This is a genomic window from Corallococcus sp. AB018, from assembly GCF_003986945.1.
In the GTDB taxonomy this organism is placed as follows: Bacteria; Myxococcota; Myxococcia; order Myxococcales; family Myxococcaceae; genus Corallococcus; species Corallococcus exiguus.
In genome coordinates, this window is the sequence record NZ_RAWR01000188.1 from 1 (window position 1) to 21650 (window position 21650).

Consider the following 21650-nt stretch of genomic DNA (forward strand, 5'->3'; position numbering starts at 1 on the left):
CTGGCGGCGCGCCTGAGTTCGGATCGGAAGGCTCGGACATCGGCGGTGCCTAGTTGGCCACGGCGGGCATGTCGCTGCTGTTGTGGCCGGCGAGCCGCGTGTTGCGGTTCGACTGGATCGACTGCTGGATGTCCGCCTCCGTCATGCCGGACGACAGCGTGATCGTCGTGGACGTCTTCTGGCCCGTCTCCACGTCACACGCGGACACGTTCACCAGACCGTCCGTGTTGATCTCGAACGTCACTTCGATCTTCACCTCGCCGCGATACCCGATGCGGAAGCCCGAGAACTCGAACTCGCCCAGCATCTCGCACTCCTCGGCGCGGTTGGACTCACCCTGGTACACGCGGATCTTCACCTTCTCCTGCCCGTCGCGGCTGGTGGTGAAGGTCTTCGACCGGTCGATGGGCACCGGCGTGTTCTTGTCGATGATCTTCTCCGTGTACCCACCCACGGTTCCAATCCGCAGCGTCAGCGGCGTGACGTCCACCAGGAACGTCTCCGTCTTGCTGTCCAGCAGCGCGTGCGACTGGAGCGCGGCGCCCATGGCCACGACCTGATCCGGGTTGATGCCCTCCATCGGCTCCCGCTGGAAGTAGTGCTTCACCGAGTTGCGGATGATGGGCAGCCGCGTGGGCCCGCCCACCAGGATGACCGCGTCGATGTCCGCCGCCGTCAACCGCGCGCTCTGCAGCGCTTCATCGCAGACCTTGAACGTGCGCTGCACCAGGTCCATCACCATCCGGTTGAACTGGTCCTGGTTGAGCGTGTTGCGCAGGTCCATCACGTTGCCGTTGGCGTCCTGGCAGATGCCCGAGCAGAGGATGTCCGCGGTGCCGAACTGGCCCACGTCGATCTTCGCCTTCTCCGCCGCGTCCTTCAGCATCTGCAGGCAGTACTTGTTCTGCCGCAGGTCCAGGCGCGTGCGGTTGAGGAAGTCGTCCGCCATCCACGTCATGATGCGGTCGTCGAAGTCGTCGCCGCCCAGGTACGTGTCACCGGCCGTGGCCAGCACCTCGAAGACGTCCTTGCCAATCTCCAGGATGGACACGTCGAACGTGCCGCCGCCCAGGTCGTAGACGACGACGCGCTGGTTGACGTCCCGGCCAAAGCCATACGCCAGCGCCGCCGCCGTGGGCTCATTGAGGATGCGCAGGACTTCCAGCCCCGCGATGCGGCCCGCGTCCTTCGTCGCCTGGCGCTGGTTGTCGTTGAAGTAGGCGGGGACGGTGATGACCGCCTTGTGAACCTCGCGGCCCAGGTACGTCTCCGCGACGGCCTTCATCTCCTTGAGCACCAGCGCGGAGATCTCCGGCAGCGAATAGCTGCGCTCCCGCACGCCGATGCGCACCGAGTTGTTGTCGCCCTCGACGATGCGGTAGGGCATCACCGCCTGCGCCTTCTTCACCTCGTCGGAGAAGTAGTACCGGCCGATGAGGCGCTTGGCCGAGTACACCGTGTTCTCGGGGCTGGTGATGATGTTCTTCTTCGCCGCGTTGCCTACCAGCACGGACCCTTCCTCCAGGAAGGACACGCACGAGGCATGCGTCGTCTCGCCCCACTCGTTGGGGATGACCGTGGGCTGGCCTTCATGGACGACCGACACGCATGAGTACGACGTGCCCAGGTCGATGCCGATTGCGATGTCGTCCGCCATTCCGTCTCCGGTGAAGACCTGCACCCCGATTCCTCTGGGAGAGGGCTGTCGGGAAGCGCACGGAGGTTAGGCTCCACGCACTGGGGTGTCAATTCAATGCCTGATCAAATGCCAGCCATTTCAAGGGCTTAGCGCCAGAGCAGGGGAGCGGGTTCGCCGCGCTGAACCGGGGTCCCATGGACCTTATTTCTAGGGGTGAAGGGGGGAAGTCACCATGTCCGCCATCCTCGCCGCCCTGTCGTCGGACCCCAACCTCCTCCGGTGCGAGCTGCACCGGCTGGCCGGGCAGGTCGTCCTCCGCCCGGAAGCGCGCGCCAATGCCCTGGGGGTGGGCTCCTATGCCCAGGAGGAGGTCCTGCTGCGCCGCCTGGCTCCGGACCGGGACCTCACGCTGGACGACCTGGGGCCTCCACACGAATCGGAGGCGGTGCTCTTCCACTCGAACCGGCTGCCGCTGGGCCTGTCGCCCGAGGACAACACCCAGCCCTTCCGGGCCCGCCACTGGTTGTTCGCCCACCAGGGCCCAGTGCCAGACTTCGAGCCCCTGCGTGCCTTGCTGCTGTCTCGCGTGCCGGAGCACCTCCAGCGGCTGGTGCGCGGCCCCACCGACAGCGAGGTCCTCTTCGTCCTCTTCCTCACGCACCTGCGTGGGCTGGGGCGCACGGATGATCCGCGCCTGGAGCCTGCCGTGGCCGGCCGCGTGCTGCGCGACACGGTACGCGAGGTGGAGGCCGCGTTCGTTCAGGCCGGGCAGCGGCGCATGCCCCCGCTCAACATGGTCGCCACCAATGGCGCCGTGCTGGCCGCCACCCGCCGAGGCGAGGCCCCGCTGTACTACACGCGCCTGGAGGGCAGCGCGGAGTGCGCTCACTGCGGCGTGACTCCCACGACTCCGGAGACGCATCCGGAGGTGGGCGCGCACCGCCGCCGCCGCACGGTGGTGGTGGCCAGCCACGTGACGCGCACGCAGGGCTGGGTGGAGCTGCCGCAGGGCACGACGCTGACGGTGGGCGCGGACCTCCAGGTCCAGCACCTGCCGCCGGGCTGAGGAAGGCCGCTACGGACCGCCGAAGAAGGAGACCTCCAGGAAGCGCACGTAGAGGTTGCAGGCGGCGTGGAAGAGCGAGCAGCCGACGAGGGTTCCGGTGCGCTCGCGCATCCAGCCGAAGAGGAGGGCGGGGAAGAACACCGCCAGCCGCCACGTCTGGAAGATGGCCAGGTGGCCCAGCGCGAAGAGGAGCGCCGTCACCCAGAAGGCGCGCCCCAGCCGAGCGCCCAGCACCACGCGCCCCTGGGGCCAGGCGTCGCGCAGGCGGGCCTGGATGTAGCCCCGGTAGAAGAACTCCTCCGGCAGGGCCACGACGAAGAGTTGATCAATCACCCACTCGCCGAAGCGCGGGGGCAGGCGCGGCTGGAAGTGGCCTTCGCCGATGATGGGCGTCAGGTGGCGCGCGAGCTCGGGCGGCAGGTGCGGCACCACCTGCACGAAGGCGGCGAAGCCCGCGAAGAACAGCGGCCCCACGATGGCGCACATCACCAGGAACAGCCGCACGTCCTGCTTCCACGCGCGCAGGGTGAGGCCGTAGTCGCGGTAGTCCTCGTCGCGCCAGCGCATGGGGATGAGCGGCAGGTAGAGGAAGCCCACCGTGGCCACCAGCTTGGGCACGCTGGTGCCCCCGGCGATGAGGAACGCCGCGATGATGCCCAGGAAGCCCAGCGCCCAGAGGCCCATCGCCTCCTGCACCGCGCTCACCTTGAACGGTGGCCCCGAAGGCCGGCTCATGGCACGTCCGCCGAGGCGAGCTCCGCCTTCACCGCGGACAGGGGCAGGGCGCGGACACCACGGCCCCGGCGCTCGACGACGAGGCCCACCAGCCGCCCGTCCCCGTCGTACAGCGGGCTGCCGGGCGCGAGCGTCAGGTCCACGTCGAAGAACGGCGCGGGGGCGACCTTCGCCACCGCGGCCTTGGGCGTGTCCCGCTGGCCCTTCTTGCGCGCGGGCATGACCCCCACCACCCAGCGGCCCGCGAGCCCCTCCGGCACCAGCCGCACCGGCGCCGCGGGCCACGTGCCCTGGGGGCCCGCGACCACCGCGACCTGGAGCGCCGCGCTGGAGAGCACCACGCGCGCCATCAGCGCGTTGCCCGCGTGCACCACCTGGGCGGAGTCGGGACCCACGAGTGACACGGCGGTGAGCACCTGGCCGTCCGCGCCCACGATGATGCCGGGGCCCGCGTTCTGGGGACCGCGCACGCGCACGGACGAGCGGGCGTGCAGCTCCAGCACGCGCTGGAGGTCGGCGCGCGACGGACGGGCCTCCGCGCTGGCCCGCGAGGGCAGGGCCAGGAGGAGACAGAGGAGGACGGGGAGGACCGGGCGGAACATCTTCGCGCCCGGAAGCCTATCAGCGCTCCCGCAGGGCGGCGAGGAAGCTCTCCGCGGACCGGGTGTTGAGGATGTCCTTCTTCCTCGCCCAGCCCCGGCGCGCCGTGGCCACCGCGAAGGCCAGGTTCTTCAGGTCGTCCTGACGGTGCGCGTCGCAGCTCACCACCAGCTTCACCCCGCGCCCCACGGCCTGCCGCACGTACTCGGACTTGATGTCCAGACGCGCCGGCTTGCCGTTGATCTCCACCGCGACGCCGCGCTCGCGGGCTCGCTCCAGCACCTCCTCCATGCGCAGCGCGTACGGCTCGCGGCTCTGGATGAGGCGCCCGGTGGGGTGTCCCAGGATGTGCAGGTGCGGGTTGTCCAGCGCGGCCAGCACCCGGCGCGTCATCTGGTCCTCGTCCATGGAGTGGCGCACGTGGATGGACGCGATGACGACCTCCAGCTGCTCCAGCACGCTGTCCGCGTAGTCCAGGGCCCCCGACTCCAGGATGTCCACCTCGATGCCCTTGAGCAGCCGCATGCCGGGCACCGCCGCGTTCACGCGGTCGATCTCCTCCCACTGCCGCTTGAGGTCGTCCACCTTGAGGCCGCCCGCGTGGATGGCCGCCTCGCTGTGCTCGGTGATGGTGAGGTACTTGAGCCCCAGGGCCTGGGCCGCGCGCGCCATCTCCTCCAGCGTGTTGCGGCCGTCGGACCAGGTGCTGTGCGCGTGCACCGCGCCCTGCACGTCCTCCAGCGTCACCAGGTCCTCCGGCAGCTTCCCGGCCCTGGCGGCCTCCACCTCGCCGTTGTCCTCGCGCAGCTCCGGCGGCACCTCCTGCATGTCCAGCAGCCGGTACAGCGTCGCCTCGTCGGGGACGGGGACCTTGGTGCCGTCCTCGCGGTGCACGCCCCACTCGGAAATCTTGAGGCCCTTCTCGTGGCCCAGGTTGCGCAGCCGGATGTGGTGCGCCTTGGAGCCGGTGAAGTGGTGCAGCGCGGTGGCGAAGTCCTCGTCCGGCAGCACGCGCAGGTCCACCTGGAGGTCGCCCTGCACCATGCGCACGGAGCACTTGCTTTCGCCCTTGCCAATCACCGTGGCCACGCCCGGCGCGTTCGCGAGCGCGTCCAGCACCGGCCCTGCTTCCTTCGCGGAGGCGATGAGGTCCACGTCGGACACCGTCTCCGCGCGACGGCGCACGCTGCCGCCCAGGCTTGCTCGCACCACGCCTGGGGCCTGGCGGATCCGCTCCAGCAGGCCCTCCGCGATGGGGAGCGCGTCACCCAGCAGCTTTCTTTCGCCGCGAGCGCGCCGGTACACGGCGATGCCGTCCAGGAGCTTCGCCTCGCTCTTGGCGCCAAAGCCCTTGAGCGCGCGCACGCGGCCGTCGCGGCAGGCGAGCTCCAGGTCCTCGATGCTGCCCACCTGGAGCGTGCTCCACAGGGCCGCCACCTTCTTCGGCCCCACGTCCGGCAGCTTCATCAGCTCCAGCAGGCCGGCGGGGAACTGGGCCTTCAGCTCCTCGAACGCCGTCATGCGGCCGGTCGTCACCAGCTCGGTGAGCTTCTCGGCGAGCCCCGGGCCGATGCCCTGGAGCTCCTGCAGGCGGCCCTCGGTGACGATGGCGCCCAGGTCCTGCGGCAGGTTCGCGATGCGGTCCGCGCCGATGTCGTAGGCGCGGACGCGGAAGCCGCTCTGCCCCTGGAGCTGGAGCAGGAGGGACATGTCCCGGAGGAGCTGGGCAACGGCCGCCTTGTCGGTGAGCACGGCGATGGAGGGTGTCACGTCAGGAGTCACGGTCGGGAAATTAATGCCGGGGGAACGGGGGTGCAGGCCCGGACGGGTTGTGGGAAAAGGAACGCAATGACGAAGATCAAGCTGGGCCCCGCGGACTTCGCCGAGAGGGAGATGCGGGGCTACGAAATCGGCAAGCGCAACGTCTGCATCGCGAAGATCCAGGGCCGTTACAAGGGCCTTGATGACTGGTGCAACCACGCCGGATGTCTGCTGTCGGGCGGACGCATCGAGGACAACATGGTCGTGTGCCCCTGCCATGAGGTCGGCTTCGACATGGACTCGGGAAAGAACGCGACTTCGCCCGGCGTCTGTGATGACCAGCCGACGGTGCAGCTCACGGTCGAGGACGGAACGCTCGTCGTCGACCTGCCCGACGTTTGAGCCTTCCCTCTTCAGGAGCGTCCACCATGGGACACGACGGACACGATCACGACCATGACCACGGTCATGGCCATCACCACCCCCACGGTCATTCGCATGACCACGGCCACGGTCATTCGCACGACCACGACCATGGCCACGGTCATTCGCATGACCACGGCCACGGTCATTCGCACGACCACGGGCACTCGCACGAGGGCTCCCCGGTGGCGGCGGAGCACAAGTCGCGCGCGCCGGTACATGTCAGCGCGTACGTGGTGACGTGCTCGGACAGCCGGGACGAAGCGCACGACGGCAGCGGGAAGGACCTGCGCGAGGGTCTGGCCGCCGCGGGGCACACCGTCGCCGGGCACACGGTGGTGAAGGATGAGCCGGAGGCCATCCGGGGCGCGCTCGCGCAGGCGCAGGCGGCGGGGGCCCGCGCGGTGCTCTTCACGGGAGGCACGGGCATTGGCCGGCGCGACTGCACGGTGGAGACGCTGCGCGCGCTCTTCGAAAAAGAGCTGCCCGGCTTCGGTGAGCTGTTCCGCATGCTGTCGTTCCAGCGCATCGGCAGCCCCGCGATGATGTCGCGCGCCACGGCGGGCACGTACCAGGGGATGATCCTCTTCGCGCTGCCGGGCTCGCCGCAGGCGGTGCGGCTGGCACTGGACGCGCTCATCCTCCCGGAGCTGGGCCACGCGGTGCGCGAGCTCACGCGTTAGGACTGGACGCGTGATGAAGAAGCGCCGTGTCGCGCACACCGGCTTGAGCACCCAGGCGGCCGACCTCCTGCGCCCCCGCCTGGATGACTTCCTGGCCTCAACGGACCAGAAGGCGCGCATCGGGTTCGACCCGGTGGAGTTTCCCCACCGCTACACGGATCCACGCGATGTGGAGGTCAGCGCGCTGCTCGCGGCGGCGCTGGCCTACGGGCGCGCGGACCTCTTCCGCCCGAAGGTGGACGCGCTCCTGAAGCAGATGGGGCCGTCACCCGCGGCCTTCGTGCGCGCGCTGGACGTGAAGGGCGCGAAGGCGCTGCTCACGGGCTTCGTGTACCGCTTCAACGTGGGCACCGACCTCGCGGTGCTGCTCCTGGGCATGGGCCGCGCGCTGCGCGAGCACGGCAGCCTGGAGGCCCTGTTCGCGCGGGGCTTCCAGGCGAGCGGCACGCTGCACGGGGCGATCTCAGCCTTCACCGCCGCGCTGCGGGACGTGCCCATGGGTGCGCTCCGCAAGGCCATGGGACCAGAGAAGGGGCTGCATCACCTGCTTCCCTCGCCGCTGGGGCCGGGCGCGGCGAAGCGCCTCAACCTGTACCTGCGGTGGATGGTGCGCGGACCTGACGCGGTGGACTTCGGCATCTGGAAGCAGGTGCCCGCGTCAGCACTGCTGGTTCCACTGGACACGCACATCGGACGCATGGCGCTCCACCTGGGCCTCACGCAGCGCACCGACCTCACCTGGCGTACGGCGGAGGAGGTGACGGCATCGCTGCGGGCGCTCGATCCCGAGGACCCCGTCCGCTACGACTTTGCTTTGTGCCACTACGGAATGAGTGGCGCCTGCCCGGCGAAGACGCTGCCCCAGCACTGTGAGCGTTGTTCGCTCCTACCTTCCTGCAAGGTAGGCCCCCAAGTCATCGCGCGCGGTTCACTGCAATTCTGAGTCCCACCCGACCCGGAAATGGGCTACGGGCAGTCCGCGCGGCCCCGCGTTGACGGGTTGGCGCGGTCAAGGCTGCAATGCGGTCGGGCGACGCGGGAAAATTGATCCTGCGGGGCACGAGGAGCGACGCGGTGCACGCAATGCTGGTGGCGGTTCCAGCCCCGGTGGCCCAGGACGTGGAGCGCGACCTTTGCGCCACGGCCGAGGGGCGTGCCTGTCGAGTGATCCGCGTGGAGTCCCCGCCGGAGCCGCTGCCCGAAGGACTCCTCGTTCTCTGGGACCACGGCGGTCCGCTGGAGGCCGTGAAGGCGCGCTGCCAGTGGGCACACGCGCGGCGGCTGCCGACGCGGACCTGGCTGGTCGTGCTGACGAAGCGCGAGGGCGAGGAGGCGGAGGCGCTGGTGGCCGCGGGCGCGGACGAGTGCGTGGCGCCGCCCGGCACGCGCTGGGGCGCGAGGCTCGTGGCGCTGCGGCGCAGATCCGCGGACGGGGACGCGCAGGCGCTCCGGCGAGCGCGCGACATGTTCCAGGGCGCGCTGGACGCGGTGCCGGAGCCGCTGTTCATCAAGGACCGAGAGCACCGGCTCGTGGCGGTGAACGGCGCCTACTGCCGCCTGCTGGATCAATCCGCTGAAGCGCTGCGGGGCACGGTCTCCTCGGCGCAGGTGCCACCGCACGAGGCGGAGGCGTCATGGCGCCAGGACGAGCGCGCCTTCACCACCGGGCAGACCGTGGAGGACGAGGGCTCCTTCACCGACGCCAAGGGCCGCTCGCACGAGGTGCTCACGCAGCGGGCCGCGTACATGCTGCCCAACGGCGAGCGCTTCCTCGTGGGGCTGGTGCGCGACGTCACCGAGCGCTCCCGCCAGGAGACGCAGCGGCGCCTGGCGGAGCGGATGACGTCCGTGGGCACGCTGGCCGCGGGCGTCGCGCATGAAATCAACAACCCGCTCTCCTACGTGACCTCCAACCTGGCCTACCTCTGGGAGCGCGTCGCGCAGCCGGTGCTTCCGGTGCCGACCGAGCAACTGGAGGAGCTGCGGCAGGTGGTGGCGGAGGCGCTGGAGGGCGCGGGGCGGGTGCGCTCCATCGTGCGCGACCTGCGGACGTTCTCGCGCACGGAGGAGGAGCAGCACGGGCCGGTGGATGTGCGGCGCGCGGTGGAGAACGCGGTCAAGCTGATGCGCGACGACCTCCAGCACCGCGCGTGCATGGCGTGCGACCTGGAGCCGGTGGCCGCGGTGCATGGCAACGAGGGCCGGCTGGCGCAGGTCGTCACGGGCCTGCTGACGAACGCGCTCCAGGCCTTCGGCGATAGGGCTCCGGAGGAGAACCTGATCAAGCTGCGCGTGCGTCCGGGCCGCGAGGGCCACGTGCTCATCGAGGTGGAGGACAACGGGCACGGGATGCCCGCGGAGGTGCGCCAGCGCATCTTCGACCCGTTCTTCACCACGCGCTCGCCCAAGGGCGGCACGGGCCTGGGCCTGTCCATCTGCCTCACGCTGGTGCACGCGATGGGCGGCCACATCGAGGTGGCCAGCGAAGAGGGGCAGGGCAGCCTCTTCCGCGTGGAGCTGCCGGCGCTCACGTTGCCGCCCGAAGCGCTCAAGTCCGCGCAGGCCACCCCGGCCGTGACGGAGGCGCCCCCGTCGCAGTCGGTGCGCACGACGCGAGACCTGCGCCGGTTGCTGCTCATCGACGACGAGCCCGCGGTGGGCAGCGCGGTGAGCCGCCTCTTGCGCAACCTCTACGAGGTGCACGTCATCCAGGACGCACGCGAGGCCCTGAAGCGTCTGTCGCACGGCGAGAAGTTCGACGCCATCATCTGCGACCTGATGATGCCGGGCATGAGCGGCATGGACTTCCTCGTGGAGCTGGAGCGGCTGGCGCCGGAGCTGGCGCCGCGCACCGGCCTGATGACGGGCGGGGTGAACCCGCTGGCCCGCGAGTTCGTGGGCCGCCGCGCGAGAGAGTTGCTGGAGAAGCCCTTCGAGCGCGACCAGCTGTGCACCTTCGTCGAAACGCTGATGCAATGAAGCACCGGACTCGCTGGACGCTGGGGGCCGTGCTCGCGGCCCTGTTGCTCGCGGTCGTCTTCCTGCTGCCGCCCGAGCTGCGAGGGCTGTCCTTCGTGCTGCGCGCGGCGGGCCTCCACGGCACCGCGGCCGATACCCTGGCCAGCTACGACACCCGGGCCTTTTCCGTCGCGGACCTGAGCGTGCCCACGCACCACGGGCGGGTGCGCGCGCGGCTCTACCGTCCGGACCGGCGCAAGGGCCGGCTCATCGTGCTCACCTCGGGCGTGCACGCCGCGGGCATCGACGAGCCCCGGCTGGTGAGCCTGGCGGAGAACCTGGCGATGAGCGGACATCCGGTGCTCACGCCGGAGCCCCCGGACCTGCTGCGCTACGAAATCACGCCGTGCCTGCCGGACATCATCGAGGAGACGGCGCTGTGGGCGCTGGGGCAGGAATCGCTGGCGCCAGAGGGGAAGGTGGACCTCTTCGGCATCAGCTTCTCCGGAGGACTGTCCGTCGTCGCCGCAGGCCGGCCCGCGCTGCGCGACAAGGTGGCCGCGGTGCTGTCCTTCGGGGGACACGGCGACCTGTCACGCGTGCTGTCCTTCCTGTGCACGGGTGTGCAGGCAGACGGGACGCACCGCAAGCCGCACGACTACGGCGTGGTGGTCATCCTGCTGAACGTGGCGGACCGGCTGGTGCCGCCGGAGCAGGTGGCGGCCCTGCGCGAGGGCGTCCTGAAGTTCATGCACGCGTCGCACCTGACGCTCGTGGACTCGAAGCAGGCGGAGGCCGCGTTCGCGGAGGCGCGCGCGATGGAGGCCACGTTGCCGGAGCCCGCCGCCACGCTGTTGCACCAGGTGAACACGCGTGACGTGGCCGCGCTGGGAGCCCGGTTGCTGCCCTTCGTGAAGGACTTCGCCGGGGACCCGTCGCTGTCGCCGGAGCGTTCCCCCGCGCCCCTGGCGCCGGTGTACCTGCTGCACGGGATGGACGACTCCGTCATCCCCGCCATTGAATCCACGCTGCTGGCGCGCGCGCTGGAGCCGCACACGCGCGTGCACCTGCGGCCCACGCCGCTCATCACCCACGCGGAGATGGACCGGCAGGCCAGCGCGGTGGACGCGCTGAAGATGGTGCGCTTCTGGTCGTCCCTCCTCGGCGAGTAGTGCGCCGCCGCGCGACTTGACGTCCGAGCCCGGGAACGGGTGCCATGGCGGTCATGTCCGTGTCCCTCATGGTGTCGTTCGGGCTGGGTTGGCTGTTGGCGGCCGCGCCTTCGCAGGCGAAGCGAATCGTCCCGTGTACGCCGGACTCCGCAGATTGGAAGTCGGCGCGGGAGGAGTTGTCCGCGTTCGACGCGCGGATGGAGGCGCTCGCGGACGACGGCGAGGTGGTGGCGGCACAGGCCGGGATCCTGTCCCTGCTGGGCCACCGTTGCTTCCGGATTGCCCGCGAAGAGGAGGGGCTGGAAGCGCTGACCCAGAACGAGGAGGGCCCCGTGCCCGCGCTCGCGTTGAAGACGTGGTGGCGCGACGGGGGCAAGGCGTACTTCACGTCCCATCTGGAGCTGGGCGGTCCAGGGGCGCGGACCATCGTGATTCCGCCGGACGTTCGCGACGTGCTGTCGCGCGAGGCGTCACCGAAGCATCGGCTGGCTTCCCTGCTGTGTCCCATGAAGGTGGGGGATTGCGGCGAGGAGACCGAGGCCTGGCGCGCGCGGGCGGAGAAGTCCTTCCGTCCGGAGAACCGTCGCCCCGGCACGTTCGACGAGGATGCGCAGACTCCCCCGGACTGCATGAAGGAAGCCCGGAAGCAGCCATCCCTCCATCGCTACAAGACGTGGCGAGCATGCCTGGCGCTCAGCCCGGGGGCGCGGCACGTTCTGCCCGTGCTTCCACTGGGACGCATCCGAGCGCCGACGGACGGCTGGCTGGTGATACGGGGCAGACGGGGGCATTACGCGTTCTGTGATCAGCTCGACGCCTACCACCTGGCGACGGGGGCCACGTACCGCTCGAGCAGCTGCTCCAACCTGGCGTTGAAGTCCGACGGCAAGGTGGACGTGGCGGGAACGGACGCCGCACGGCAGTCCGGTGTGAGGGTGGGGCGCGTGTCGCCGGAGCGGATCCGCGAACTGGTGTGGATGCTGTTGCTGGAGCCAGAGGTGAAGGACCGGGTGCAGGTGGAGGCCGTGCGCGTGCCGGTGCCGAAGGGCCTCCGCGTCGAGTGGCCCGCGACCGATGAAGGGAGCGAGGGCGGAATCGCCGGTGGGGTCTTCGGAGGATCCACGGCGCAGACGACCTTGAGCTGGAAGTGGTTTCCTCCCGGGGGCGCGGAGCCCCTGTCTGGCGATTTCAGGTTTCCCTACTCATGGGCTCCCGGCGAGGACCACGCGAACGTGCTCATGACCGAAGCCGAAGCCACGTTGCAGGAGGGCTGCCCGGCATTGCCCGTTCCGGTCCGGGAGCTCGACTTCACGCGAGGGCCCGGCGTCAATCGCGTCGACGCACCCGAGGGCGTGTCGAAGGTCCAGGACGCGCGGGTGGACGCGCTGCTCACCTGGAAGCCCGCGGCGGGATGCGTCCCGGGCAAGAACGGCGGGTGAGCTTCAGCGCGCTAACGATTGCAACACCAAGCATCGCGGAGGGCAGGCGTCCGGGCGTCACGCAGGCGACACGGCCCTCGGGGGATGGTGGCGCGGTGGGGGCGCCGGTTAAAGCTCTCGCCCCATGAGCGTCTGTCTCCCCGACGTCCTCCCCCACGAAGATGTCATCGACTACGTGCAGCGCCTGAGCGGCGGCTTCGATGCGCGCCTGTATCAGCAGGTGCTGGGCGCGGCGAATGCGTTCAAGGAAGGCGACGAGGCCATCGGCGTCGCGGCGGCGGACGAGGCTTCGCGGCGCAACGCGCGGACCCTGTTGTCGCGCACGCAGCTGGACGACCTGCACGCGCATCCTCCGTTCGAGGACCGGCTGTATGTCTTCAACCTGGAGGCGTGGGATGCGGCGCGCTGGAAGCGCGTGGCGGACTGGACGCTGGGCCAGCTCAAGGACTTCCTGCTCACCGCGCCGGAGCCCCAGGTGCATGACGCCCTGGGCGGGCTGCCCAGCGACGTCATCGCGTGCGTCGTGAAGCTGATGGACGACGCGGAGCTGAAGACAGTCGGTGGGCGCATCTTCCATCCGTTGCCGGGCAGCCGCGTGGGCTCGAAGGGCTACCTGGGTGCGCGCTTGCAGCCCAACTCGCCCACGGATCATCCGGAGGACATCTGCTGGCAGGTCCTCAACGGGTGGTCCTTCGCGGTGGGCGACGTGGTGCTGGGGACCAACCCCGTGTCCTCGGACGTGGCGTCGGTGGCCGCGGTGGAGTCCGCGCTGCATGACGTGCTGGTGACGTTCGGGTTGGAGGAGGTGATGCCCCACTGCGTGCTCTCGCACATCGACGTGCAGGCCCAGGTGGAGGCAATGCGGCCGGGCACCACGGGCATCTGGTTCCAGAGCCTGGGTGGAAACGAAGCGGCCAACCGCACCTTCGACGTGACGCTGGAGAAGATGGTGGCGCACGCGGCGTCGCGCACCGGCAAGTGGGGCCTGTACTTCGAGACGGGGCAGGGGGCGGACGCGACGAACGGGCACCACCACGGCACGGACATGCTCATCCACGAGTCGCGCAAGTACGGCTTCGCGCGAGCGCTCAAACGCCGCGTGGCCCTGGCGCAGGCGGGGACGGGGCGGGACGCGGCGCCGTGGGTGCACGTCAACGACGTGGCGGGCTTCATTGGCCCGGAGGTGTTCCGCACGCGCGAGCAGTTGGTGCGTTGCTGCCTGGAAGACATCGTGATGGGCAAGCTGCACGGCCTCACGCTGGGCCTGGACGTGTGCTCCACGCTGCACATGGACGTCACGCTGGATGACCTGGGCTGGTGCCAGGAGCAGCTCGCGGAGGCAGGGCCCGCGTACATGATGTCGCTGCCCACGCGGAATGATCCGATGCTCAGCTACCTCACCACGTCCTTCCAGGACCACGTGCGGCTGCGCGAGCGGTACGGCCTGAAGGTGGACGACCGGATGTGGGCCTTCTTCCATCGCCTGGGCGTCATCGACGCGGACGGCCGGCCCACGAAGCACTTCGGCGACCCGGCCCACGTCTACGTGCACTTCCGACGGGCCAAGGGCGACACGCGTCCGGAGGCGGAGCTGCGGGCGGAGGCGGAAGTGAAGATGGCGGAGGTGCGCGCCCGGGGCGTGCCGCTCGCGGTGGGGCACGGCGAGGCGCCCTGGACGCTGGAGCCCACGCTGGAGCGGGAGGTGCGCGGTCTCTACGACGACGGCAAGGTGGGGTTGTGGTCGGAGCTGTCCGACGCGGCGGTGGAGTCCATCCCGCGCGCGGCGTGGCTCAAGACGCGCTCCCTGGACCGTCGCGACTACATCCTGCACCCGCCGTCCGGCGAGTCTCTGGACGAGGCCTCGGAGGCGAAGGTGCGTGCGCTGCGCGACCAGCACGCGGGCCGGTATGACGCGCAGGTGGTCATCTCGGACGGGCTGGATCCGCGCTCGCTGATGGACGAGGGCCACCTGGCGCCGTTCCTGGCGCGGCTGCGCTCGGAGTTGGAGGCGACGGGCTGGAGGGTGGCGCCGGAGGTGCTGGTGGTGAAGCACGGCCGGGTACGCGCGGGCTACCAGGTGGGCCAGCTGCTGTTCGGCGCGGAAGGGGACCCACGTCCGCGCGCCCTGGTGCATGTGATTGGCGAGCGCCCTGGCTCCGGGCACCACGCCTTCTCCGCGTACCTCACGGCGCCGGACGCGGACACCTGGGCGAAGCCGGGAGCGGTGGACCACGACCGCACCCGGCTCATCGCCGGCATCTCGGACACCAGCGTCCGGCCGGAGGACGCCGCCGTGGAGTTGGCGCGGATCCTCGCGGAGACGCGGACTTCAACCGCCCCCGTGGTGTCGGGGGTGGCCTAGTTACGTGCGTCTGTCTTTGTCACGCGACCGATGACGTCAGCGGCTCAGCACTCCTGGATGTACTCCGAGTAGACCGACCGGCCGCCCCAGTAGTAGAGCCCGCCGCAGTAGCAACCAAACTCACCAATCAACTGGGTGTGCGCGGCGTCGTTGTAGTACCGGTGCAGGTTCGCGTTCGGCTCGTTGGAGCAGTCCGGAAGGGGCGCTTCCTGCGAGGCAAGGTTCGGCTCGGCCTCCTGCTCCATGGGACCGCCACAGCCCACCGCCATCGCCAGCAAACCACCGAGAATGAATGACCGCATGTGTCCTCCTTGAGGGGGACGCAAACCATATGCGGCCTGCGACTGTGCGTGAAACAGGGTGTCGCGGATTTCAGTGGAACCGTGGATGACGGGTTGCATTGTAAAACATTGCGTCAGCGCAGCGCGGCGATGCTCGCGGCGGTGCGCACGCCCCCCACCGCGGTGGCCAGGGTGCTCTGGCCCGGGAACACGGAGTCCCCCACCAACCACACGCCGCGCTGCGCCTGGAAGGGTCCCAGCACGCGGTAGTTGTTCAACCCCGCGCGACGGGGAACGCCGCCCACCGCGCCAGCCTCGCGCAACGTGAAGCGCTGGAACGTGCGCGGCGACGCCGTCATGACGTGCACCACGTTGGCCATCCACTCCGGGAGCAGCGCGTCCAGGTTCTCGCGCATCCGCGCATGGAGCCCGGCGAAGTAGGGCGCCTGCTCCTCAGGCGTCATGCCCGCGACCTTCTTCAACGGCACGTGCGTGGACACCGTCACCGTGCGCTGCCCCGGCCGTGCGCGCCCTTCGTCCGCCGCCCCGCTCACGGAGGCGAAGAGGTGGTTGCCTTCGATGAAGGGGGCTTGCTCGTCGCGCACCAGTTCGAAGTGATGCGCGCCGCCGGAGTCACCTTCGGGAGGCCGCACGACGAGGTAGAGCATCGCCGCGCCCCAGCCGTCGTCCACGCGCTCGGCGAGCGCATCCACCCGGGGAAGCCTCCCCACCGGAACATCCATCAGTGTGCGCAGCCCTTGAGGCAGAACGTTGGCCACCACATGCCGGGCGAGCAGCTCACCCCTGCGCGCCGTCACCCGCCAGCCTCCATCCACCGGCGTCACCGAGCGCACCCGGTTCGCCATGAACACGTCGCCGCCCTGGGCCGAGATGGCCTTCGTCAGCGCCGTCGCCAACCGCCCGATGCCGCCCCGCACGTGCCCCGTGCCGCGCCAGTAGTAGTCCATCGCCGCGAACGCGAACGGCGCCTCCGCCTCCGCCGCGGGGCACTGCACGGTGATCTGACAGAGCGCGTCCAGGTACGTGCGCAGCGGCGTGAAGCCCTCCAGCCCGTGCTGCGCGAGCACCGCGCCCAGCGGACGACCCAGCCACCGCGCCAGCGGCGCGTAGGACCACGCGCGCCCCGCGTGCCGCATCAGCGTCTTCAGGTTCAACGGTGGCAGCAGGTCCGGGTCATCGAACAGCGGCCACAGCGCACCGGCCACCTGGGCCTGTAGTTCGAAGAACCGCCGCACGCCCCGCACGGGGGCTCCGGGCAGCGCGCAGAACGCGGCGATGAGCCGCTCCCGGTCCCGGTGCACGGGCAGCCGCATCCCCGGGGTTCGCAGCTCCACCAGGGGATCCAACCAGTCCACCGTCACGTCCAGCGCGTGCTCGCGGATCCACCGGCCGAAGAGCTGATGCTCACCGAAGCCGGAGAACAGCGTGGCGCCGGACTCGAAGGCGTAGCCACCGCGCCGGAAGGTGCTTGCGCAGCCGCCCGGGTAGTTGAGCCCTTCGCACAGCGCCACCCGGGCGCCCCGGCGGCACAACTCCAGCGCCGTGCCCAGGCCACCGAAGCCCGCACCCACCACCACCGCGTCGTACCAGGTGTCCGCCATTGCTCGGGTAAAAGGACCGGCACCGGGAGCGGGCCGGGGGAGACCCGCTCCTTCCGGTGCCGGTATCGCGCACATGGCCAGGCGCGACGGGAGTCTCCTAACGGGCCCGCACTCCCGCCGCGATTCTTTTCCCCACTCGAGGGGGAGACAGGCGTCCGGGCGCTTCCACTGGCGAACACCCGGCCCCGCGTCTACGGCATCTTCAGCCTGATGTTGAACGTGTACGACACGTTCACCGGACGGCCCTGGAACGTCAGCGGCTGATACGTCCGCGAGGAGAGGGACTCCAGCACCGCGTCATCCATGAACGGCAGGCCCTTGATGATGCGGCAGTCGCGCACCCGGCCCTCCGTGGTGATGACGCACCTCGCGATGATCATCCCCTCCACGCCCGCGCGCCGCGCCTCGAGCGTGTAGCTGAACTGCGAACCGCTCAGCATCTTCGGAGGCGTCATCCCGCCAGTGAAGGGAAGGACCTCCGTGCCCGTGGGCGCGGTCGGGATCCCCGGCACGCCCACGGCGCCGATGGGGCTGGTGCTGTTCCGTTCGCCGTCCGGGTGACCCGGCTGACCGGTCTCGCCCGTGCCCGTCGGGTCGGTGGTGTCCGCCGCGTCCGCGATCGTCGTCGGCTCCGGATCCGGCTTCACTTCCGGCGGATCCGCGGGCAGCGGCTTCGGGTTCAGCGGGATGCGGTCCGTGCGCGGCTTGGGCTTCGGCTTCGGTGCGGTCGTGACCGGCTTCGGCTGCGCGGCATTCATCGTCCCCAGTTGGATGGTGGGCTGACGGAAGACGACGTCCTTGAGCGGCTGTTCGACGGTCTCCGGCACGCGGCCGGAGATGAAGAACACCAGGCCCAGGAGTCCCGCGTGCACGCCGATGGACACCCACGCGCCCGTGCCGAACCGTCCCGAGCGCACTCCCCGCCGTTCGATGACCGACTCAAACATCTGACCCGCCTCCTGTTCGGGGCGGACGCTCCAGGCGTCCCGTCCCCACAAGATGCAAGGTACGAAGTCCCGCCAGTCGAAAGGCCGACAGGGCTCCATGTGTTGGTCATGGTTGCGTCATGACGGGCCGCCGCTCAGGACCTCCATGCGGTAGCCCACGCCGCGCAGCGTGTGGATGGTGAAGCCGGACGTGCTCGTCCACCCGAGCTTCTTCTTCAGGTTCGACACGAAGTTGTCCACCGTGCGCGGATCCACCACGACGTCGCGGCCCCACACCGCGTCCAGGATTTCGCCTCGGGGCAGGGCGCGGTCGCGGTGGCGCAACAGGAACGCCAGCAGGTCGAACTCCGTGCGCGTCAGGTCCACTTCACTGCCGTCCGCCCGCAGCACCGCGCGGCGGCCCAGGTCCAGCGTGAAGGCGCCAAAGGTCACCACCTGCGGCGGCGCCGTGCCCGCCCGCCGCACCAGCGCCTGCACGCGCGCGAGCAGCTCCCGCAGCCGGTAGGGCTTGGTGAGGTAGTCCTGCGCGCCGGCCTCGAAGCCGCGCACCAGGTCGTCCTCCAGCGAGCGCGCGGTGAGCATCAACACCATGCTCTTCACGCCCTCCGCGCGCAGGCGGCGGCAGAAGCTGTAGCCGTCCTCGCCCGGCAGCATCACGTCCAGGATGAGCAGGTCGAACACCCGCGACGCCAGGTGCGGCGCCGCGTCCTTCGCGGACGGGGCGTCCGTCACGTCGTAGCCCTCGTCGCGCAGGTTGTCGCGCAGGCCCATGCGCAGGTTGGCGTCGTCCTCGACGATGAGGATGGTCGGGCGGGTGGTGGAGGGTGGCGTCTGCGTCGTCATCGGCGCGTCTCGGGAAAGGTCAGGGCGAAGGTCGTGCCTTCGGGGCCGGAGGAGGCCACCTGGATGCTGCCCTGGTGCAGGCCCATGATTCTGCGGCACAGCGCCAGCCCCAGGCCACTTCCATGCACCTCCGGCCCGGGCGTTGTCAGTCGGTAGAAGTCCTGGAACACGCGCTCCCATTCCTCCGGGGGAATGCCCACCCCGTTGTCACTGAAGAGCACCGTGGCGCCAAAGCCCGGCTGCGGATAGGCGCGCACCGTGAGGACCACCGGGCTTCGCAGGTTGTAGAGGCAGGCGTTGCGGCCCAGGTTGGCGAAGAGCATCCGCACGAGCGACGCGTCCGCGTCCAGCTCCACGTCCCCCACGTCCGAGCTCAGTTCCACCGGCACGGTGACGGCGTCCATCAGGTCGTCGCGCAGGTTGCCCACCGCCTCCTCCAGCCGCACGCGCGCGGGCCTCAGCGCCCATCGCCCCTTGTCGATGCGGTTGAAGGACAGGATGTTCTCCACCAGGAAGTGCAGCCCCTCCGCCGCGCGCACGATGCGGGTGGGGTAGTCCCCCGCCTCCGGGCTCTTGCCCAGCCGGCGCTCCAGCGTCTCCCCCAGCAGGCGGATGGACGCGAGCGGCGTGCGCAGTTCGTGGGACACGGTGGAGACGAAGTCGCTCTTGAGTTCCACGAAGCGGTACTTGCGCTGCTGGGCCACCACCGCCAGCGCCGCGATGGCCGACGCGAGCGCGCCGCACGCCGCGACGAGCAGCGTCTTCAGGCCGTACCGCGCCTCGATGTCCGCCTCCGCCGCGGCCCAGCCGGGCGTGGCCACCTCCAGCCCCGGGTGCTTCAGGGGCCGCGCCACGCCGCCGGGCCCCAGCCGCACCTGGCCATCCCGGGGGATGAGGTTGCGCCCGCGCAGCTCCTGCGTCAGCTCCGACAGCAGCGCGCCCATGTCCACCGCCAGCCCGTGCACCTGTTCGGCCGCGGGCTCCACGTACCACTGCTCGGCCAGGAGCGTGGGGCCGTCCAGCGGCTCCGGCAGCACCAGGGCTCCGGCGCCGGCCTCCTGCACTCGCGCCACGAAGGCGTCGGACGGCTCCGACAAGGTGCTGCTCAACGCCACGATGCGCGCCTGGAGGAAGTTGAAGTCCGGCTGCGTGAGCTGGGCCCGGGAGCGCAGCACGTTGCGCTGCAGGCCCGCGTCCCGCGACATGCCGCCCAGCTCCTCCGGAAGGCCTTCGCGCACCAGCGCCCGGATGAGGGGCTGCGTTTCCTCGCCGCGTTGCAGGTACTCCACCATCAACAGGGTGAAGGGCAGCTCCTGATCCGGCGGCAGCGGGTGCGCCGCGTGGTAGCGCAGCAGGGCCTCCACCGCCGCGTCCTTGCGCGCCTCGCTGCTGGAGGCCAGGGCGGCCTCCGCCGCGCGCAGCCGGGACAGCCGCTCCTGGTAGGGGGAGGGGGCCTGACCGTCCTCCAGCGCGTGCGCCAGCATCGTGTAGTTGGCCTGGGCCGGGACGTCCGCGCCCTCCCGGGTCCAGTCCACGCGCGGCAGGAACTGGTGGCCGCGGAAGAGCAGGTAATAGCCCTCGGCGGGCAGCAGCGGGTCGCCCACGGCCGCGTTGAGCTTCGGCAGGTGGGACTTCATCATCTGCGCGAGCGCGGTGCGCAGGGACTCGGCGGCCAGCTGCTCCAGGGCGATGCGCCGCGAGCGCACCTGGGCGCGCGCGTCCTCACGCTCCTGGGTGAAGATGCGCTGGAGGCTCACCAGCCCCCATCCGAGGGCCAGCAGTCCGAAGCCCAGGGCGAGCAATGTGGGGAGGAGTCGGCGCAGCATTCGCGTCCCCTGGGACTGTAGCAGTGTCGACAGGTTTGCGGGCCGGGAGCCTCCAGGGTGAATAAAGTGGGGGCAGCCGGCGTCCCCACGGGTGTCTGGAGATCGGAGACGGAGTCATGGGTTCTCGATGGTGGATGGGTTTGATTGTCGGCCTGGCGACCCAGGGGGCGTTCGCGCAGACCTCGCCGGTCGCAGCGGATGACTGGGGTGATGACGGGTACGCCCAGCAGTCCAACGCGGATGATTCCGGGCCCATCGCGCCCTCTCCGCCCCCTGACCTGCCCGCCGAGTCACCGACCCCCCGGCCCTATGCCGGCGCGGTCTGGACGTCCGGGCACTGGTACTGGGACGGCGACAGCTGGCAGTTCAAGTCCGGCGGCTGGGTGGAGCGCATGCCCGGCTACCAGTACGTCAACGGCTACTGGGCGCAGGACGACGACGTCTGGCGCTGGGTGTCCGGCGGCTGGGCCCAGGAGGGCTCCACCGAGGTGGAGATCCCCGTGGAGGTCGCCAGCGAGGACGTGACGGCCACCCAGGCGCCTCCGGCCCTGCGCGTGGAGTCGCCGCCCCCCGCGCCGTCCGTGGGCTACACGTGGGCTCCGGGCTACTGGTACTGGGGCGCCAACGGCTACGAGTGGGTCTCCGGCTCCTGGATGGAGCCGCCGCGTCCGGGCCTGGTGTTCGTGTCGCCGCACTGGGTGCGCCGCGGCCCGTCCTGGGCGTTCGTGGGTGGCGGGTGGGGCTACAACGGCTCGGTGCGCGTCGTCGTGCCGGTCTACCGCCACGCGCACATCTCGTTCTCCTTCGGCCGTCCGAACCTGTTCCTGCGCTCGTGGTACCGGTATCCGGGCGTGTCGTGGCGCTACTACGACTACGGGCACAGCCGTTACCGCCCGGGGGGCTATCACTACTCGCGCCCGGGGCCGTACCGGTACAACAGCCCGCGCTCGCATGACGCGTCGCCCGGGCGCTACTCGTCCAACGGCGGCCGGGGCAACAGCCGTCCCGGGCCCTACCGTCCGCAGGGCAGCGGCGTCCACTCGTCGAACAACGGCAACAGCGGCAACAGCGGTGGCTGGGGTGGTACGCGCAATCCTCCTCCCGGTGGGAACGGCACGAGCGGCGGCTCGCACCAGTCCAGCGGCGGTTGGGGTGGCGGCTCCAACCCCGGGCGCCCGTCGTCGGGTGGCGGCGCGCACCAGTCCAGCGGTGGCTCCGGCGGTTGGAATGGCGGCTCCAGCCCCGGGCGTCCGTCGTCGGGTGGTGGCTCCAGCTCCAGCCCCGGGCGTCCGT

At 70.4% G+C, this 21650-nt stretch carries 19 protein-coding genes; 9 read left to right on the forward strand and 10 right to left on the reverse strand.

Features of this window, described 5'->3' with window-relative positions; genetic code table 11:
- Positions 1-49: 49 nt before the first annotated feature.
- Positions 50-1657, reverse strand: coding sequence for a molecular chaperone DnaK (gene dnaK / locus D7Y11_RS31885; RefSeq protein ID WP_120579323.1), 1608 nt, complete (start codon positions 1655-1657; stop codon positions 50-52).
- Positions 1658-1871: 214 nt separating this feature from the next.
- Between dnaK and D7Y11_RS31890 the strand changes: the two genes are divergently transcribed.
- Positions 1872-2705: a class II glutamine amidotransferase gene (locus D7Y11_RS31890; protein WP_121751658.1), complete on the forward strand. Its 834-nt coding sequence runs from the start codon at positions 1872-1874 to the stop codon at positions 2703-2705.
- Between the two features lie 9 nt (positions 2706-2714).
- On the opposite strand, the gene mrtX is transcribed toward D7Y11_RS31890, so the two are convergent.
- Genes mrtX through polX form a run of 3 tightly spaced genes read right to left on the reverse strand, consistent with a single transcriptional unit; the run spans position 2715 to position 5810 of the window.
- Positions 2715-3440, reverse strand: a complete 726-nt coding sequence (gene mrtX / locus D7Y11_RS31895; protein ID WP_121751657.1) for a myxosortase MrtX — start codon at positions 3438-3440, stop codon at positions 2715-2717.
- The gene (locus D7Y11_RS31900; protein ID WP_120579319.1) at positions 3437-4042 is read right to left on the reverse strand and encodes a trypsin-like peptidase domain-containing protein; all 606 of its coding nucleotides are present in this window, start codon (positions 4040-4042) and stop codon (positions 3437-3439) included. The genes mrtX and D7Y11_RS31900 overlap by 4 nt, the downstream gene beginning before the upstream one ends.
- A gap of 19 nt (positions 4043-4061) precedes the next feature.
- Complete coding sequence (polX, locus tag D7Y11_RS31905) at positions 4062-5810, reverse strand: DNA polymerase/3'-5' exonuclease PolX (RefSeq protein ID WP_169820118.1); 1749 nt, start codon at positions 5808-5810, stop codon at positions 4062-4064.
- 78 nt (positions 5811-5888) lie between these two features.
- Between polX and D7Y11_RS31910 the strand changes: the two genes are divergently transcribed.
- Positions 5889-6203, forward strand: a complete 315-nt coding sequence (locus D7Y11_RS31910) for a Rieske 2Fe-2S domain-containing protein (RefSeq protein WP_120579317.1) — start codon at positions 5889-5891, stop codon at positions 6201-6203.
- Between the two features lie 11 nt (positions 6204-6214).
- Here D7Y11_RS31910 and D7Y11_RS43935 read toward each other — a convergent pair whose 3' ends face one another.
- Positions 6215-6391 (reverse strand): hypothetical protein, encoded by a 177-nt coding sequence (locus D7Y11_RS43935; RefSeq protein ID WP_199753828.1) that lies wholly within the window; start codon positions 6389-6391, stop codon positions 6215-6217.
- Positions 6392-6409: 18 nt separating this feature from the next.
- On the opposite strand from D7Y11_RS43935, the gene D7Y11_RS31915 reads away from it, so the two are divergent.
- From D7Y11_RS31915 to eutB, 6 genes are all read left to right on the forward strand, one after another.
- On the forward strand, positions 6410-6907 hold the full coding sequence (locus tag D7Y11_RS31915) for a molybdenum cofactor biosynthesis protein B (protein WP_172809273.1): 498 nt from the start codon (positions 6410-6412) through the stop codon (positions 6905-6907).
- 13 nt (positions 6908-6920) lie between these two features.
- Positions 6921-7850 (forward strand): TIGR02757 family protein, encoded by a 930-nt coding sequence (locus D7Y11_RS31920; RefSeq protein WP_199753829.1) that lies wholly within the window; start codon positions 6921-6923, stop codon positions 7848-7850.
- A 77-nt stretch (positions 7851-7927) separates the two neighbouring features.
- Positions 7928-9886: a hybrid sensor histidine kinase/response regulator gene (locus D7Y11_RS31925; RefSeq protein WP_120579315.1), complete on the forward strand. Its 1959-nt coding sequence runs from the start codon at positions 7928-7930 to the stop codon at positions 9884-9886.
- Positions 9883-11037 (forward strand): dienelactone hydrolase family protein, encoded by a 1155-nt coding sequence (locus tag D7Y11_RS31930; RefSeq protein WP_126935568.1) that lies wholly within the window; start codon positions 9883-9885, stop codon positions 11035-11037. The genes D7Y11_RS31925 and D7Y11_RS31930 overlap by 4 nt, the downstream gene beginning before the upstream one ends.
- Before the next feature lie 44 nt (positions 11038-11081).
- Entirely contained in the window at positions 11082-12476 is a 1395-nt protein-coding gene (locus tag D7Y11_RS31935; protein WP_126935569.1) for a hypothetical protein, read from the forward strand.
- A gap of 124 nt (positions 12477-12600) precedes the next feature.
- Positions 12601-14838: an ethanolamine ammonia-lyase subunit EutB gene (eutB, locus tag D7Y11_RS31940; protein WP_126935570.1), complete on the forward strand. Its 2238-nt coding sequence runs from the start codon at positions 12601-12603 to the stop codon at positions 14836-14838.
- Positions 14839-14882: 44 nt separating this feature from the next.
- Here the strand turns inward: eutB and D7Y11_RS31945 are convergent, their stop codons facing one another.
- From D7Y11_RS31945 to D7Y11_RS31965, 5 genes are all read right to left on the reverse strand, one after another.
- The gene (locus D7Y11_RS31945; RefSeq protein WP_126935571.1) at positions 14883-15140 is read right to left on the reverse strand and encodes a hypothetical protein; all 258 of its coding nucleotides are present in this window, start codon (positions 15138-15140) and stop codon (positions 14883-14885) included.
- 113 nt (positions 15141-15253) lie between these two features.
- Positions 15254-16741, reverse strand: coding sequence for an NAD(P)/FAD-dependent oxidoreductase (locus tag D7Y11_RS31950; protein ID WP_126935572.1), 1488 nt, complete (start codon positions 16739-16741; stop codon positions 15254-15256).
- 191 nt (positions 16742-16932) lie between these two features.
- Positions 16933-17688 (reverse strand): energy transducer TonB, encoded by a 756-nt coding sequence (locus D7Y11_RS31955; RefSeq protein ID WP_126935573.1) that lies wholly within the window; start codon positions 17686-17688, stop codon positions 16933-16935.
- Between the two features lie 117 nt (positions 17689-17805).
- A complete protein-coding gene (locus D7Y11_RS31960) occupies positions 17806-18531 on the reverse strand; it encodes a response regulator transcription factor (protein ID WP_120579308.1) in 726 nt (241 codons plus the stop codon).
- A complete protein-coding gene (locus D7Y11_RS31965) occupies positions 18528-20357 on the reverse strand; it encodes a HAMP domain-containing sensor histidine kinase (protein WP_126935574.1) in 1830 nt (609 codons plus the stop codon). Before D7Y11_RS31965 ends, D7Y11_RS31960 begins: the two co-directional genes overlap by 4 nt.
- 116 nt (positions 20358-20473) lie before the next feature.
- On the opposite strand from D7Y11_RS31965, the gene D7Y11_RS31970 reads away from it, so the two are divergent.
- Positions 20474-21650, forward strand: a 1177-nt coding sequence (locus D7Y11_RS31970) for a YXWGXW repeat-containing protein (protein WP_126935575.1), incomplete at its 3' end; no start/stop codon positions are given.

Bases quoted from the DNA above. Each gene is read 5' to 3' on its own strand.
- eutB (WP_126935570.1), top strand. From the start codon at position 12,601: ATGAGCGTCTGTCTCCCCGACGTCCTCCCCCACGAAGATGTCATCGAC.
- D7Y11_RS31900 (WP_120579319.1), bottom strand. From the start codon at position 4,042: ATGTTCCGCCCGGTCCTCCCCGTCCTCCTCTGTCTCCTCCTGGCCCTG.
- D7Y11_RS31920 (WP_199753829.1), top strand. From the start codon at position 6,921: ATGAAGAAGCGCCGTGTCGCGCACACCGGCTTGAGCACCCAGGCGGCC.
- D7Y11_RS31960 (WP_120579308.1), bottom strand. From the start codon at position 18,531: ATGACGACGCAGACGCCACCCTCCACCACCCGCCCGACCATCCTCATC.
- D7Y11_RS31935 (WP_126935569.1), top strand. From the start codon at position 11,082: ATGGCGGTCATGTCCGTGTCCCTCATGGTGTCGTTCGGGCTGGGTTGG.
- D7Y11_RS31910 (WP_120579317.1), top strand. From the start codon at position 5,889: ATGACGAAGATCAAGCTGGGCCCCGCGGACTTCGCCGAGAGGGAGATG.
- D7Y11_RS31930 (WP_126935568.1), top strand. From the start codon at position 9,883: ATGAAGCACCGGACTCGCTGGACGCTGGGGGCCGTGCTCGCGGCCCTG.
- dnaK (WP_120579323.1), bottom strand. From the start codon at position 1,657: ATGGCGGACGACATCGCAATCGGCATCGACCTGGGCACGTCGTACTCA.
- mrtX (WP_121751657.1), bottom strand. From the start codon at position 3,440: ATGAGCCGGCCTTCGGGGCCACCGTTCAAGGTGAGCGCGGTGCAGGAG.
- D7Y11_RS31955 (WP_126935573.1), bottom strand. From the start codon at position 17,688: ATGTTTGAGTCGGTCATCGAACGGCGGGGAGTGCGCTCGGGACGGTTC.
- D7Y11_RS31950 (WP_126935572.1), bottom strand. From the start codon at position 16,741: ATGGCGGACACCTGGTACGACGCGGTGGTGGTGGGTGCGGGCTTCGGT.
- D7Y11_RS31965 (WP_126935574.1), bottom strand. From the start codon at position 20,357: ATGCTGCGCCGACTCCTCCCCACATTGCTCGCCCTGGGCTTCGGACTG.
- D7Y11_RS31890 (WP_121751658.1), top strand. From the start codon at position 1,872: ATGTCCGCCATCCTCGCCGCCCTGTCGTCGGACCCCAACCTCCTCCGG.
- D7Y11_RS31925 (WP_120579315.1), top strand. From the start codon at position 7,928: ATGCGGTCGGGCGACGCGGGAAAATTGATCCTGCGGGGCACGAGGAGC.
- D7Y11_RS31945 (WP_126935571.1), bottom strand. From the start codon at position 15,140: ATGCGGTCATTCATTCTCGGTGGTTTGCTGGCGATGGCGGTGGGCTGT.